Genomic DNA, 13707 nt, shown 5'->3' with positions numbered 1-13707 from the left:
CACGACGCGGCCGTCGTGGCCGCGCACGCCCCGGCCGCCATGCTCTTCGTCCGCAACCCGACCGGCGTCTCGCACGCCCCCGACGAGGCCTGCGAGGACGACGACGTGCGGGCCGGCGCGGCGGCGCTCGCGACCGTGCTCGCGGGGCTGTCGTGACCGGCGTCGCGCACGGGCTGTGGTGCGCGACGGCGCTGGTCGACGGCGTGGTCCGGCACGGTGTGCGGCTGACCTGGGACGACGCGGGTGTGCTCACCGCCGTGGAGGCCGGCACCGAACCGGTGCCGGGGCAGGACCGGGCCGGTCTCGTCGTCCCCGGGGCGGCGAACGCGCACTCGCACCTGTTCCACCGGGCGCTGCGCGGGCGCACCCACGGCGACGGCGGCGACTTCTGGCGCTGGCGCGAGGCGATGTACGCCGAGGCGGCGCGGCTCGACCCCGTGAGCTACCGGGCGCTCGCGGTCGCGGTCTTCGCCGAGATGCTCGCCGCGGGCTGGACGGCCGTCGGGGAGTTCCACTACCTGCACCACCGGCCCGACGGGCGGCCGTACGCCGACCACGCCATGGAACGTGCGGTGGTCGAGGCCGCGGCCGAGGTCGGCCTGCGGCTCACGCTGCTCGACACCTGCTACCTCGCGGGTGGGCCGGGGGTCGCGCTGGCCGGGGCGCAGATGCGGTTCGGTGACGGGAGCGCGGAGGGTTGGCTCGAACGGTGGGCCGGGTTGCGGGAGGCGCTCGGGGGTGCGGGCGGCGAGCCGTCGGTGCGCGCCGGGCTCTCGTCCGGCGGTCTCGTGCTGGGCGCGGCGGTGCACTCGGTGCGCGCCGTCCCGCCGGACGCCATGGCGTTGATCGCCGAGCAGCTGCCCGCCGACGTCCCGCTGCACGTGCACCTGTCCGAGCAGCCCGCCGAGAACGAGGACTGCCTGCGGGTGCACGGTGTGACGCCCACCGGCCTGCTCGCCCGGACCGGGCTGCTGGGCCGGGTGTCCGTCGTGCACGCCACGCACCTCACCGACGCCGACATCGCGCTGCTGGGCGGCGTCGGCGCGACCGTCGTCATGTGCCCGACGACGGAGGCCGACCTCGGGGACGGCATCGGCCCGGCGCGGCGGCTCGTCGATGCCGGGTGCGCGGTGGCGCTCGGCTCGGACCAGAACGCCGTCCTCGACCCGTTCGCCGAGGCCCGCGGGCTGGAGATGGGCGAACGCCTGGCCCGCCGCCGGCGCGGGGTGTTCGCGCCCGACGAGCTCACCCGGGCGCTCGGCCCGGCGGGGCACCGCAGCCTGGGTCTGCGCGGCGGTGCGCTGCGGGTCGGCGAGCCGGCCGACCTGGTCGAGCTGGACGAGGCCTCGGTGCGCACCGTCGGTGCCGACCCGCAGGCGTTCGCCCTGGTCGCGAGCGCGGCGGACGTGCGTCGGGTGGTCGTCGGGGGAAGCGCGCGGGTCTCGGACGGGCGGCTGGTGCGGCCGGTCGACGGCACCGACGACCCGGCCGAGCTGCTGGCGCGGGCGCTGCGCGCGTGAGTTCCGTACCGGCGTCGCACGGCTGACATGGCGCGGGCGCCGCACCGGGTCAGGTCCCGGTGCGGCGCCCGCGGCCTCGATCACAGGGGGCTGATGTACTGCCCGCCGTCGATCGCGTACATCTGGCCGGTGACGAAGCTCGAGTCGTCGGACAGCAGGAAGGCGACCGCGGGCGCGACGTCGGTCATCGGGTCGCCGAGGCGGCCGAACGGGATCGTCGCCATGATGGCCTGGAACTGCTCCGGCTGGGCCTCGGAGAACGCCTTCGAGGCCGGCGTCATCGCCGAGGGGGCGTAGGCGTTGACCCGGATGTTGTGCTGGCCCCACTCGCGCGCGGCCGTGCGGGTCATCGCCATGATCGCGCCCTTGCTGGCCACGTAGCCGAGCCCGCCGGCGAAGCCCTGCAGCGAGGTGGAGGACGTCACGTTGACGATGCTGCCGCCGCCGGCCGCCTTCATGTGCGGGAAGACGGCCTGCATGAACCGGATCGAGCCGAACGCGCCGCTCTCGACCGAGTCCTGGAGCTGGGCGTCGGTGTGGTCGATGAACGGGACGCCGTTGATGGCGATCTGGGCGTTGTTCACCAGGCCGTCGATGCGCCCGTACTCGCTCATCGTGCGGGCCACGACCCGGGCGATGTCGTCGCGGCTGCGCACGTCGGCGGTCTCGGCGAACGCGCGGTAACCCTTGGCGCGCAGCGTCTGCTCGGCGACCTCGGCCGTCTGCGGGTTGTACTCGACGATCGCGATCGAGGCACCGGACTGCGCGAAGTGCTCCGCGAGCGCCAGGCCGATGCCCTGGCCCGCGCCGGTGACGATGATGCTCTTGCCTGTCAGGTCAGCCATGTCGGTTCTCCTCCATTGGGACCGCGTCATCCGGACGTCGCAGCGCCCGGACCCTGAGGGATGGCAATCAGTTGCCGTTGGCAACTGTATGTCCTTGCCCCGATAGTGGACATGTGCCCGACGTCCCGCTCACCCCGTCGTCCGCCCTGGCCACGCACCTGTTCGAGATCACCCGGCTGCTGGACTCGCACCACCTGGCGGTCGAGGTCGCGCGCGGGCACGGGCTGCGGCTCACCTGGTCCCAGGTGCGCGCGCTCTGGCACATCGGGGGCGACCCCGGCCTCAACCAGCGCGCGCTCGGGCAGCTGCTCGGCACGAGCGCCCCGACGACGAGCAAGATCTGCGCCCGCCTCGAGGGGCTCGGCTACCTGCGGTCGACGCGCGGGCCCGACCAGCGCAACGCCGTGCTCACCCTCACCGCGCAGGGTCGTGCGGCCGCCACCGAGCTGTACCGGGGCGGTGACGAGATCGTCGACGCCGCGACGGCCGGGTGGTCCCTCCAGCAGCTCGCGGCACTCACCGCCGGCCTGGGCGATCTTGCCGCCGCGCTCGGCCGTCAGGCCGTGGCCGACGGCGACCGGACCGGCGCGACCCCACCGAGCGGCCCGCAGCCGGACGGCGCGAGCGAGGCGTGACAGCTCGGTCCGTAGGCTGACCGGGACGGCCGAACGTCGAACGCCGAACGGAGCGCGGATGCCGGACTGGGCCTGGTCGCTGGTCGGCGTCGCCGGTGGCGTCCTCGTGCTGTGGCTGGTGCTCGTCGTCGTGCTGTGGGTCGCACGGCCCGATGCGCCCGGCATCCGTGCGCTGCTGCGGCTGCTGCCCGACCTGCTGCGGCTGTTGCGCCGCCTGGCCGCCGACCCGACCCTGCCGCGCGGGGTGCGGGTGCGGCTGTGGCTGCTGCTGGCCTACCTGGCCTCGCCGATCGACCTGGTCCCGGACGTCGTCCCAGTGCTCGGCTACGCCGACGACGTGGTGGTCGTCGCACTGGTGCTCCGCTCCGTCGTCCGGCGGGCCGGGCCCGACGCCGTCGCCCGGCACTGGCCCGGCACACCGGACGGGCTCGTCGCGGTGCTCAGCCTGGCGGGCGCGTCGGGTCAGCGCGGCCCCGGGGCGTCCCGGGGCCGCGCCGCCTGAGCACCCCCACCGCAGGTTCCTGCGCGTGGGAGGTGCTCCGGCCTCACCCGGCTAGGACGAGACCGCGACCGCCGCCGAGGTCCCGATGACCGTGCCGGTGCTGTCGAGCGCCTTGACCTGGTAGTACTGCGCGCTCCCGGGAACGGTGACCGAGGTCTCGAACCCGCTGCGCGGCGTCGTCGGCACGACGACCGTGAGGTCGGATGCGCTGCTGCCCGCCAGCACCTGCCACGCCGCCGTCTGCGTCGAGCCGTTCCACGAGGCGTACACGGTGGTCTTCCCGTCCGAGGTGCGGGCGACCGTCTTGGGCGGCGCGGACGGGGTGCCGACCCAGGTGTCCCGGAACGCGCGGTACGAGAACAGACCGCCGCCGATCGTGGCCTCGTAGAGCAGGTTCGACGACGGCGTGCTCGCGGTGTTGCCGGTCGCGCCGAACTGCGAGATGGACGGCTGGATGCCCCAGCCGACGAACCAGTCGCCGCTGGGCAGCTGCTCCACGCTGCCCTGGCTGCTCACCGACAGCGAGGGGTCGTGGTACATCGTCGTCGCGACGGAGGCCGTCCTGGTGGCGAGGTCAAGGTTGAGCACCAGGCCGCGGGACTGGCCCTGCGCGGCCTCGTCGGTGCCGTCGGCGGCCGTGCCGCAGCAGGCGTCGTCGAACAGGGAGATCTGGTTCGTGCCGCGGAACCGCAGCATGTGCTGCCAGGAGAACGCCGCGTCCGTGGTCGGGGTGATGTGCGGCCACGTCTCGTCGGGCTGCTGCTGGCCGTTGAGCTGCCACTGGATGTCGCCGGTGCTGCGGTCGACCGCGTACCCGGCCCACATGTTGCGCAGGGACACCAGCAGCTCGCCATTCGGGCCGATGTCCAGGGAGTTCGGGTGGTAGACGTCCCACACGTTGCCGTCGGTCGAGTTGGCGCTCGCGGCGGTCTCGTAGGAGTCCTTGAGGCTGATGTGGTCGAGCATGTCCCAGGAGAAGACGAGCTCGTCGGTCGCCAGGTCGATCTCCTGGATCCCGTAGTCGCCGACGTAGCCGTCCTTCGGGCCGCCGAACTCGGTGAGGTCCTTCGCGACCGTCCTGAAGGTGAGGAACAGCGCCGTCCCCTGCGGCGTCAGCACGAACTCGTGCAGGTCGGCCGTCCAGCCGTCGACCGCGCTCACCGTCTTGATGACGGTGTAGGTCTGGTCGTAGATGTAGAAGCAGGCGCCCGGCTCGGGGGCGGCCATCGGCAGGTTCTGGTACCCGGGGGAGCCGGCGGCGGTGCCCTGCCACGTCGTGAGCACCGGCTTGCCCTGGTACTGCTGCACGCGCAGCCCGAGGTTCGCCATGCTCGATCCGGGCACCGGTTTGAACCACACCGGGGTGCCGTCCAGCGCGGTGATGGTGGCGCCGACCTCGGACGAGGGGGCGCTCGGTCCGTAGGGCGCGGTGAAGAGGTAGCCCGACGTGTCGGTGAGGGTGTTGGTGAGCACCTGCAGCTTCACCGGCTGCAGGTCCGGCTCGGTGACGAAGCTCCACGTGTCCGACGATGCGCTGGCCGCGGTGCTGCTCGCCGACGGGGTCGTGGACGGTGTCGACGACGCGGTCGCCGTGGCGCTGCCGGAGGCGCTCGTCGCCGACTCGGTGACCGGCGCGTTGCTCGAGGCGCACAGCGCGCCGCTCGACGAGCCGGTCGGCGCGGCCGACCCGGAGGCGTCCGGTGCGGCGGAGCCGCCGGTGCACGCAGCCAACGTGAGCGTGAGGGCGAGGGACGACGCGACAAGCGGTCCGCGGGAGGTCTTCACGGCCGGGAAGGTAGCGGCGCTCTCTGTGCGCCACCTGTGACTTCCTGGCAATCGGGCGACGGCTCTTCCCCTCGTGTTTGCGCAGGTGAGAAGGGTGCCCTGCGCGCGAGTGGGCGGGAACGTCACCGTGGAGCGAGTCGCGACGCCTCTCGCACAACTCGCTCGACCCGAGCCTGGAACGTCACCGGCACCCTCTCCGGCAGGTGGGCGACGGGCCACCACTCGACCCGGTCGCTCTCGTCGCTCACGGTGATCGGGGCGTCGCGGTCGGCGAGGGCGACGTACTGGAGGTCCCAGTGCACCGAGCACCCGGACAGGGCGTGCCCGACGTCCTGGCGCTCCAGGTCGGCCGGACGTCGCGCGACGAGCTCGAGCCCGCTGATCCCGGACTCCTCGCGCGCCTCACGGCGGGCGGCCCGGGGCACGCTCGCGTCCTCGGGCTCGACGTGGCCGCCCAGCTGGAGCCAGAGACCGATCTTGCGGTGCAGGGTGAGGAGCACGTGCGACAGGTCGTCGGCCAGGACGAAGCAGCTCGCGGTGACGTGCTCCCGGCGCCGCTCCCGGTCCAGCGCGGCGCCGCCCTCGGCCAGGAGCAGGTCCAGGCAGTCGCTCCGCCACGCCTCGGTCTGCGCGTCGGCGGGCCGCCAGGAGGCAAGGTCACCCGCCAGGGCCTCGGCCGCGGTCGCGAAGCCCTGCGGATCGACACGACGGGCTCCGGCTGGCACGCGGTCCACCGTAGCGACGCGCCTGGCGTCACGCGGCGCCCTCACGGCTGGACCGAGGAGGCCCGGGGTGGCGGCGGGATCCGGGCAGCGACCGCCTGGGCTCTCTACGACGGCACCCAGTCGAGCACCGCGCGCCGCAGCTCATCCCGTGTCGCTGCGCTGTCGAGGCGGAGCACCGGACAGGTCAGCGTCCTCAGCCACTGCTCGTGGGCTGCGCGGCTGCGCCCCTCGAAGCTCGGGTCGTCGTAACCCCGAGCCCAGGTGAGGAACGCCTCGTGCTCCGCGCTGTCGATCGGGCCTCGCTGGCGACGCACGATCTCGCGCGCCTCGAGACGACGCAGCCGCTCCGCGGGGTCGAGCGTGAGGAAGACGACGGCGTCGCAGCGCGCCACCACGTCGTCGCCCCAGCCCAGCACCGAGCCGGACAGCACCCAGGCTTCGCGCGGCAGGAAGACCTGCTCCATCAGGGCGAGCCGGTCGGCCGCCGGTCGCGCGTCCCGGTACGGCGGGTCGGTCGGCAACCAGAAGTAGTCGTCGGCGTCGGCGTGCGGCACGGCCCAGGCGTCCGCCACGGCCCGCGCGAGCGTGGTGGTCCCGCAGCCGCTCGCACCGGTCACGTGCAGCCGCGAGCGTCGCATCCGAGCCATCCTGCCAAAGGCGTGCCGGTGGGCCCGCCCGCCCCGCGCCCTCAGTGCGGCAGCGCCCCCGTGGCCCGGGCGGCGGCGAGCAGCTGCCCGTCGCGCACCAGGTCGACGGCCGCGGCGATCTCCGGCGCCAGGTAGCGGTCCGGTCCGGGCCCGGGCACCTTCGTGCGCAGCACGGCCCGCACCGCGGCGGACGCCGCCGACGGTGCCGGTTCGCCGGCACGTTCGCGCAGGTCGAGGGCGCGTGCGGCGGACAGGATCTCGATGGCGAGCACCTGGCGCAGCCCGTCGACCGCGCGGCGCAGCTTGCGTCCGGCGGACCAGCCGAGGGACACGTGGTCCTCCTGCATGGCCGAGGACGGCAGCGAGTCGACCGAGGCCGGCACCGCGAGCCGCTTGAGCTCGGCGACCAGCCCGGCCTGGGTGTACTGGGCGATCATGTGCCCGGAGTCGACGCCCGGGTCGTCGGCCAGGAACGGCGTGAGCCCGTGCGAGCGGGCGGTGTCGAGCATCCGGTCGGTGCGTCGTTCGCTCATGCTCGCCAGGTCCGCCACCGGGATGGCGAGGAAGTCCAGCGCGTAGGCGACGGGTGCGCCGTGGAAGTTGCCGTTGGACTCCAGCCGCCCGTCGTCGGTGATGACGGGGTTGTCGACGGCCGAGGCGAGCTCGCGGTCGGCCACGGTGGCGCAGTGCGCCATGGTGTCGCGCGCCGCACCGTGCACCTGCGGGGAGCAGCGCAGCGAGTACGCGTCCTGCACCCGGACGAACGCGCTGGTCCCGGTGTGCGCGACGAGCGACGAGCCGGCGAGCACCGAGCGCAGGTTCGCGGCCGAGGCGGCCTGCCCCGGGTGCGGGCGCAGCGCCTGCAGATCGGCGGCGAACACGGCGTCGGTGCCGCGCAGCGCCTCGATGGTCATGGCGGCGGCCAGGTCGGCGACACTCACCAGCTCCTCGAGGTCCGCGAGGGCCAGGACGAGCATGCCGAGCATCCCGTCGGTGCCGTTGATGAGGGCCAGGCCCTCCTTCTCGACGAGCGTGAGCGGGTCGATGCCGGCCGCGGCCAGCGCCTCGGCCGCGGGCCGCTGCACCCCGTCCGGCCCGACGACCTCACCCTCACCGGTCGCGGCCAGGGCGCAGTGCGCGAGCGGTGCGAGGTCGCCGGAGCAGCCGAGCGACCCGTACTCGTGCACGACGGGGCTCAGGTGCGCGTCGAGCATCGCCGCGTAGGTGCTGCCGACGACGGGTCGCACCCCGGTGTGCCCGGTGGTCAGGGTGGACAGCCGCAGCAGCATGAGCGCCCGGACCACCTCGGTCTCGACGTGCGGGCCGGACCCGGCGGCGTGCGAGCGCACGAGCGAGCGCTGCAGGTCCACCCGACGCTCGGCCGGGATGCTCGTCGAGGCCAGCGCACCGAACCCGGTGGACACCCCGTAGTGCGGGACGGTGTCGGCGGCCAGCGCGTCGATGACGTCCCGGCCGGCGGCCATCGCGGTCAGCGCGTCCTCGCCGAGCCGGACGGGTGCACCCTCGCGTGCCACCGCGACGACGTCGGCGCGGGACAGCGCACCGACGCCGAGGACGACGGGTGCGGCGGACGTGCGGGCGGACGACATGGTCATGGGGGCCTTCCGGGGACGGGGGTGCTCCCAGTGAAGCGCCGTCGGGCCGGCGAGGGGTACCGCGTCCCGGCACCGGGAGTCTGGGATCTCAGACTCCGGTCAGGGGGTCCGCGCCTCGGCCCCGCCCAGCCGGCGGCTCAGCTGGTGCGCCGCGGCGCACAGCTCCCCGGTGAGCGCACTGACCGCCGCCTCCGTGAGCGTCCCGGTGCGGAACGAGGACGAGACGCTCGCGACCGCCACCCCGGTGTGGTCGAGCACGGGCGCCGCCAGGCACGTCACCCCGTCGGTGATCGCGTCCTCCTCGACGGCGTAGCCGCGGGCATGGTCGGCCGCCAGCACGGTGTGCAGCTCGCGCAGGGTGCGCGGGCCGTGCCCGTTCCAGTCCGCCCAGGACCGGTCCGTCGAGTAGATCGCGTCGACCTGGGCCCGCGGCAGGTGCGAGAGGATCGCCCGCCCGGTCGCCGTGAGGTGCGCCGGCAACCGCAGCCCCACCTGGGTGACCAGGTGCGTCGGGCGGCTCGGCTCCTCCTTGAGCAGGTAGAGCGAGTCGTGACCGGACAGCACCCCCAGGTGCACCGTCTGCCGGCTGCGGGCCACCACCCGCAGCAGCAGCGGACGCGCCAGGTGCTCCAGCGGCTCGTGCCGCAGGTACGCCGAGCCGAGCTCGAACACCCCGATCGCCAGCTTGTACCCCTGCGCCTCCGGGATGTGCACGACGAGGCCCTCGTCGACCAGCACCTGGAGGATCTGGTACGTCGAGGACCGCGGGATGCCCAGCGTGCGGGCGACCGCGGCGGCCGGCAGCGGCCCGGGGTGGGCGCCCAGCAGCCGCAGCACCGCGACGCCGTGGCGCAGGGCGGGCATCCGGGGGCCGAGGGGCGCCGGGGCCGGTCGCTCGGGCATCGCACCTCCCTGGCTCGGCTGGGTCGATGGTGCCACGTCGCCCCACCACGGCTGGGCCGGGTGAGGGACTCGGCTCATGACCGCGGCCCGGGCACCCGATGCAGGGGTGAAGGACAGGGGGCCAGGACGAGCTCCCCGAGCCCAGGAGGCAGGATGCCGCACACCGAGGCGACCCGTGAGGTCGAGATCCCCGCGAGGTGGACCAGCTCGCTGTCGACGATGGTGACGTCCTTCGGCCCGCGTTCCTGGGAGGACGTCGAGGCCACCCTCGACCACCTGCTCACCGGCACCCCGGCGCTGCCGCCCCGGCTGGACGGCGGGCGCGCACGCGAGCGCAGCCTGTCCGGCTACGAGACCGCGCACCGGGTGGTGCTCGCCGGGCTGGGGGAGGTGCCACCGGCGGTCGTGCTGCGCTGGGCCAGGCTCCGGCTGCTGCTCACCGGGCCGGCGCCGCGCACCATGATGCCGACGGCCGCGGGTGTCGTCGAGGTGCTGCTGGACGACATGGCGACCGTGTTCGACGCCCCGAGGAACCCGGTGCCGGTCGACGTCGCGGTGCTCGAGGCGATGGTCGAGCAGGCCGGGCTGCCGGCCACCTCGGTGCTGCTCTCGGCGTTCCAGCCCGGTCCGCAGGCGCAGGACCCGCTGCCCTCGCGCGCCTGCGAGACGCTGGTCGTGATGCGCGGGTACGACGAGGCCCTCGTCCGGCACGCCGCCGTCATGCGTCTGCACCTCATGGGCTTCGACCCGCGCGGGCAGGTCCGTGCCACCCGGATGCTCGCGCACGCCGCGACCGGGACGCTGCGGGTCTACGCCGAGGCGGTCGCCACGCTGGCCGAGTCCGCGGAGCCCACCGTCCGGGCGGCGGCCCGTCCGCTCGTGCAGCGGATCGAGGCGTCGCACCCGCACGCGCCGCTGCTGGACGAGGTGCCGCACCAGCGTCCGCCGCTGGCCGACTGGGGCGCCCTGGGCCGCCGGATGAGCCAGGCCGGCGTCGGCGGCGCCCCGCTCGGCTGACCCCTCCGGCTCATCCCGGCCCCCGGGCTAGGCCACGAAATCCGTCGTCGTTTTACCTAGACGTAACTGATTCGATGTCTGCGGTGCAGTCACGCCGTCGATCCTGACTGTCGCGCGTCACTACGGTGGTGGCACGACGACGGGGAGAGACCATGACCGCGCAGATCCTGTTCACCGGTGGCTGGGTGTACGACGGCACCACCGCCCCCGCCCGCCGCGCCCAGCTCGCGGTGGCCGACGGCCGGGTGCTCGCCGTCGGGGAGGACCTCGACGGTCTGCTCACTCCGGCCACCCGGGTGGTCGACCTCGCCGGTGCGATGGTGATGCCCGGGTTCGTCGACGCCCACGCCCACCCCGTCGAGGGCGGTCTGGAGATGGCCCGCTGCGACCTGTCCGCCGCCGGCACCCGCGAGGAGTACCTCGCGATCATCGCCGCCTACGCCGCCGCGCACCCCAACGAGCCGTGGATCCTCGGTGGTGGCTGGCAGGTCGCGGCCTTCCCCGGTGGGACGCCGCTGGCCAGCGAGCTCGACGCCGTCGTCGGCGACCGGCCCGCCGTGCTGTCCAACCGCGACCACCACGGCGTCTGGGCGAGCACCGCGGCGCTGCGCCTGGCCGGGATCGACGCGAGCACCCCGGACCCGCACGACGGCCGGATCGAGCGCGACGAGCACGGCGCACCGTCCGGGATGCTGCACGAGGGCGCGCGCGACCTGGTGGCCGCGCACATCCCGGCGGACAGCGCCGCCACCGAACGCGCCGGGCTGCTGCGCGGCCAGCAGCACCTGCTGTCCTACGGCATCACCGGCTGGCAGGACGCCATCGTCGGCAAGCACGCCAACCACACCGACACCGGCCCGCTCTACCTGGACGCGGCGCGCTCCGGTGACCTGGTCGCACGGGTCGTCGCGGCCCTGTGGTGGGACCACGACCGCGGCCTGGAGCAGGTGAGCGAGCTCGTCGAACGCCGGGCGGCGCTCGCGCACCCGCGGTTCCGGGCGTCGAGCATCAAGATCATGCAGGACGGCATCCCGGAGAACCTGTCCGCCGGGATGCTCGAGCCGTACCTGCTGCCGGACGGCACGCCGTCGGACCGGTCCGGGCTCTCCCTCGTGCCGCCCGGGCTGTTCGGGCAGGTGGCCACCGCGCTGGACCGCGAGGGCTTCTGCGTGCACGTGCACACCATCGGCGACCGTGCCGTGCGCGAGGGCCTGGACGCCATCGCCGGCGCGCGTGCGGCCAACGGCCCGGGCGGCCCGCGGCACACGTTCGCGCACGTCCAGGTGGTGCACCCCGACGACGTGCCGCGGTTCGCCGCGCTGGGCGTCGTGGTCAACATGCAGGCGCTGTGGGCCAGCAACGAGCCGCAGAACCTCGCGCTCAACCTGCCGCTGCTCGGCGCGCAGCGGTACGGCTGGCAGTACCCGTTCGGCTCCCTGTGGGCCACCGGTGCGCAGTTCGCGGCCGGGTCCGACTGGCCGGTGACGACCCCCGACCCGTGGGCCGCCCTCCACGTGGCGGTCAACCGCACGCTGCCGCGCGAGTCGCCCGACTACAACCCCGAGCCACTGGTCCGCGAGGAGGCGCTCACGCTCGGCCAGGCGCTGCACGCCTACACCGCCGGGTCGGCGGGCCTGCACGGCTTCGAGGCGACCGGTCTGCTGGAGGCCGGTGCGGCCGCCGATCTCGCCGTCGTCGACCGCAACCCGTTCGCCGCCGACGTCGAGGAGATCCACGCGGTGCGCACGCTGTCCACCTGGGTCGACGGCCGCGAGGTCTTCACCGCCTGAGCCGGGGTGCGGAGGCGCCCGAGCCGCGCGGTCGGGCGCAGCGGCCGGCCTCGCGGTCGGGCGCAGCAGCCGGGTCGGGCGGTCAGGTCGCCCGGTGAGACCGACCTGTCAGACCGAGATGACGAGCGGGCCGTCGAGGTCGGCCAGGGCCAGCAGGTCGGTGTCCGTGGTGACGAGGGCGACGCCGTAGGCGTGCGCGATGGCCGCAGTCCACAGGTGGTTCGCGTCCAGCCGCCGGCCGAGGGCCGCGAGCTGCACGAGCAGCGAGGACCAGCAGCTGGCGACCTGGCCGTTGATCTCCAGCACGGTCATCCCGGCGACCAGGTCGAGGGTCTGCTGGCGGCGGGCCCGGACCCGCTCGTCCCGGGCGGACAGCACGCGCGCCTCGAGCTCGGCCAACGTGATGGGGGAGACGTAGAGGAACTCGGGGAAGCGGTTGGTCAGCAGCGGCCAGGCGCCCTCCTCGGCCACGAGGACGCTCGTGTCGAGCAGCCCGTAGCGGACCGCCGACTCAGGCTGGGCCCCGCCGCCGGTCGCGCGGGCGTACACGGGGGACTCGAGCCGCTCGCTGACCGACGTCATGGGTGAAATCTACGGCCCGTCGAGGGTGAACGGGGAGAAAACGGGCAAGAACGACCAAACGGCGCAACAATCTGCACCCTCACCTAGACGCCGCCGGTGAACCCCAGCCGCCGCCACGCCTCGTAGGTGGCCACCGCGGCCGCGTTGGACAGGTTCATCGACCGCCGGCCCGGCAGCATCGGGATGCGGACCTGCCCGTCGATCCGGGGGTGGGTGAGCACCTCGTCGGACAGGCCGGTGGGCTCGGGGCCGAAGACCAGCGCGTCGCCGTCCTGCCAGCCGATGTCGGTGAACCAGCGACCGGCGCCGGTGGTGAAGGCGAGCATCCGGGCGTCGGGCAGCGCGGCGGCGAGGGCGTCGAAGTCCGGGTGCACCTCGACGTGCGCCAGGTCGTGGTAGTCCAGGCCCGCGCGCCGCAGCTTGGCCTCGTCCAGGTCGAACCCGAGGGGCTCGACGAGGTGCAGCACGGCCCCCGTCCCCGCGCACATCCGGATCGCGTTGCCGGTGTTCCCGGCGATCCGGGGGGAGACGAACACGACGTGCAGCACACGGCGATCGTGCCACGGACCACCGACGACGGCCGGACGGGGGCGTCGGACCGGCCACGGGACACCTCGCGGAGCCGCCGGACGGCGGTGCTAGCATCGCCGCACCATCCAGAGCGGCTGAGAGACCTGGCTCGACGACGCCGCAGCAACCCGCCCCTGTGGGGTGTGGGTGCTTCCGCCAGGACCGATGGAGGCGAAGCACCATGTCATATGCGGGCGATCTCACCCCGGCTCAGGCCTACGAGCTGCTGACCAGCACCGATGCGCTGCTGGTCGATGTGCGCACACCGGACGAGTGGCAGCACATCGGCGTCCCGGACGTGCCGGGCACGGCGTTCGTGCCCTGGGTCCTCGTGCCCGGCTCACCGCCCAACCCCGACTTCGTCGCGCAGGTGCAGGCGGCGGGTGCGGCCGGACGGGCCGTCGTCGCGCTGTGCCGGTCCGGGCAGCGCTCGGTCGCGGCGGCCACGTTGTTCGACAGGTCGACCACCCGCAGCGCGTCCAGGAAGGCGAATGTCGCCCGCTTGGCCTCGCGCCAGTCCGACGGGTCGGCGACCGCCAGGTCGAACGTGACCACGGTGCCGCCGCCGGT

Annotated in this window: 16 protein-coding genes and 1 riboswitch; of the genes, 8 read left to right on the top strand and 8 right to left on the bottom strand. The window is 74.3% G+C overall.

All coding sequences use genetic code 11. The features are described from left to right. On the top strand, positions 1-156 hold a 156-nt coding region (locus tag F2B26_RS09855; protein WP_159808850.1), incomplete at its 5' end, for a M20/M25/M40 family metallo-hydrolase. After that, positions 153-1520 carry a formimidoylglutamate deiminase gene (locus F2B26_RS09850; RefSeq protein WP_235929592.1) on the top strand — a complete coding sequence of 456 codons (1368 nt, stop codon included), beginning with the start codon at positions 153-155 and terminating at the stop codon, positions 1518-1520. The genes F2B26_RS09855 and F2B26_RS09850, both read left to right, overlap by 4 nt. An 80-nt stretch (positions 1521-1600) precedes the next feature. On the opposite strand, the gene F2B26_RS09845 is transcribed toward F2B26_RS09850, so the two are convergent. Continuing rightward, the gene (locus F2B26_RS09845) at positions 1601-2365 is read right to left on the bottom strand and encodes an SDR family NAD(P)-dependent oxidoreductase (RefSeq protein WP_159808848.1); all 765 of its coding nucleotides are present in this window, start codon (positions 2363-2365) and stop codon (positions 1601-1603) included. Between the two features lie 113 nt (positions 2366-2478). Here F2B26_RS09845 and F2B26_RS09840 point away from each other — a divergent pair, with 113 nt between their 5' ends. Both F2B26_RS09840 and F2B26_RS09835 read left to right on the top strand, forming a co-directional pair. Continuing rightward, a complete protein-coding gene (locus F2B26_RS09840; RefSeq protein WP_159808846.1) occupies positions 2479-3000 on the top strand; it encodes a MarR family winged helix-turn-helix transcriptional regulator in 522 nt (173 codons plus the stop codon). Between the two features lie 58 nt (positions 3001-3058). After that, positions 3059-3502 (top strand): YkvA family protein, encoded by a 444-nt coding sequence (locus F2B26_RS09835; protein WP_159808844.1) that lies wholly within the window; start codon positions 3059-3061, stop codon positions 3500-3502. Positions 3503-3553: 51 nt separating this feature from the next. Here the strand turns inward: F2B26_RS09835 and F2B26_RS09830 are convergent, their stop codons facing one another. Beyond that, positions 3554-4987, bottom strand: a complete 1434-nt coding sequence (locus F2B26_RS09830; protein ID WP_159808842.1) for an arylsulfotransferase family protein — start codon at positions 4985-4987, stop codon at positions 3554-3556. Between the two features lie 19 nt (positions 4988-5006). Between F2B26_RS09830 and F2B26_RS09825 the strand changes: the two genes are divergently transcribed. Then, a complete protein-coding gene (locus F2B26_RS09825; RefSeq protein ID WP_159808840.1) occupies positions 5007-5327 on the top strand; it encodes a hypothetical protein in 321 nt (106 codons plus the stop codon). An 82-nt stretch (positions 5328-5409) separates the two neighbouring features. On the opposite strand, the gene F2B26_RS09820 is transcribed toward F2B26_RS09825, so the two are convergent. The 4 genes from F2B26_RS09820 to F2B26_RS09805 all read right to left on the bottom strand — a co-directional run bounded on the left by F2B26_RS09820 (position 5410) and on the right by F2B26_RS09805 (position 9178). Continuing rightward, positions 5410-6012 carry an NUDIX domain-containing protein gene (locus F2B26_RS09820; RefSeq protein ID WP_159808838.1) on the bottom strand — a complete coding sequence of 201 codons (603 nt, stop codon included), beginning with the start codon at positions 6010-6012 and terminating at the stop codon, positions 5410-5412. 104 nt (positions 6013-6116) lie between these two features. Further along, complete coding sequence (locus tag F2B26_RS09815) at positions 6117-6650, bottom strand: P-loop NTPase family protein (protein ID WP_159808836.1); 534 nt, start codon at positions 6648-6650, stop codon at positions 6117-6119. Between the two features lie 50 nt (positions 6651-6700). Continuing rightward, complete coding sequence (gene hutH, locus F2B26_RS09810) at positions 6701-8269, bottom strand: histidine ammonia-lyase (RefSeq protein ID WP_201292685.1); 1569 nt, start codon at positions 8267-8269, stop codon at positions 6701-6703. Positions 8270-8374: 105 nt separating this feature from the next. Continuing rightward, positions 8375-9178 (bottom strand): IclR family transcriptional regulator, encoded by an 804-nt coding sequence (locus F2B26_RS09805; protein WP_201292684.1) that lies wholly within the window; start codon positions 9176-9178, stop codon positions 8375-8377. Between the two features lie 153 nt (positions 9179-9331). Between F2B26_RS09805 and F2B26_RS09800 the strand changes: the two genes are divergently transcribed. Next, positions 9332-10195: a hypothetical protein gene (locus F2B26_RS09800; RefSeq protein WP_159808832.1), complete on the top strand. Its 864-nt coding sequence runs from the start codon at positions 9332-9334 to the stop codon at positions 10193-10195. A gap of 152 nt (positions 10196-10347) precedes the next feature. Next, positions 10348-11985, top strand: coding sequence for an amidohydrolase (locus tag F2B26_RS09795; protein WP_159808830.1), 1638 nt, complete (start codon positions 10348-10350; stop codon positions 11983-11985). Positions 11986-12093: 108 nt separating this feature from the next. On the opposite strand, the gene F2B26_RS09790 is transcribed toward F2B26_RS09795, so the two are convergent. Further along, positions 12094-12567, bottom strand: coding sequence for a PIN domain-containing protein (locus F2B26_RS09790; RefSeq protein WP_159808828.1), 474 nt, complete (start codon positions 12565-12567; stop codon positions 12094-12096). An 83-nt stretch (positions 12568-12650) separates the two neighbouring features. Next, positions 12651-13115 carry a tRNA (cytidine(34)-2'-O)-methyltransferase gene (locus tag F2B26_RS09785; protein ID WP_159808826.1) on the bottom strand — a complete coding sequence of 155 codons (465 nt, stop codon included), beginning with the start codon at positions 13113-13115 and terminating at the stop codon, positions 12651-12653. Positions 13116-13216: 101 nt separating this feature from the next. Continuing rightward, a riboswitch (SAM riboswitch) is annotated at positions 13217-13309 on the top strand. Positions 13310-13318: 9 nt separating this feature from the next. On the opposite strand from F2B26_RS09785, the gene F2B26_RS17770 reads away from it, so the two are divergent. Next, on the top strand, positions 13319-13707 hold a 389-nt coding region (locus tag F2B26_RS17770; protein ID WP_159808824.1), incomplete at its 3' end, for a rhodanese-like domain-containing protein.

This window comes from Cellulomonas citrea (genome assembly GCF_009829685.1).
Lineage (GTDB): Bacteria > Actinomycetota > Actinomycetes > Actinomycetales > Cellulomonadaceae > Cellulomonas > Cellulomonas citrea.
This window is presented reverse-complemented; position numbering and strand designations above follow the sequence as displayed.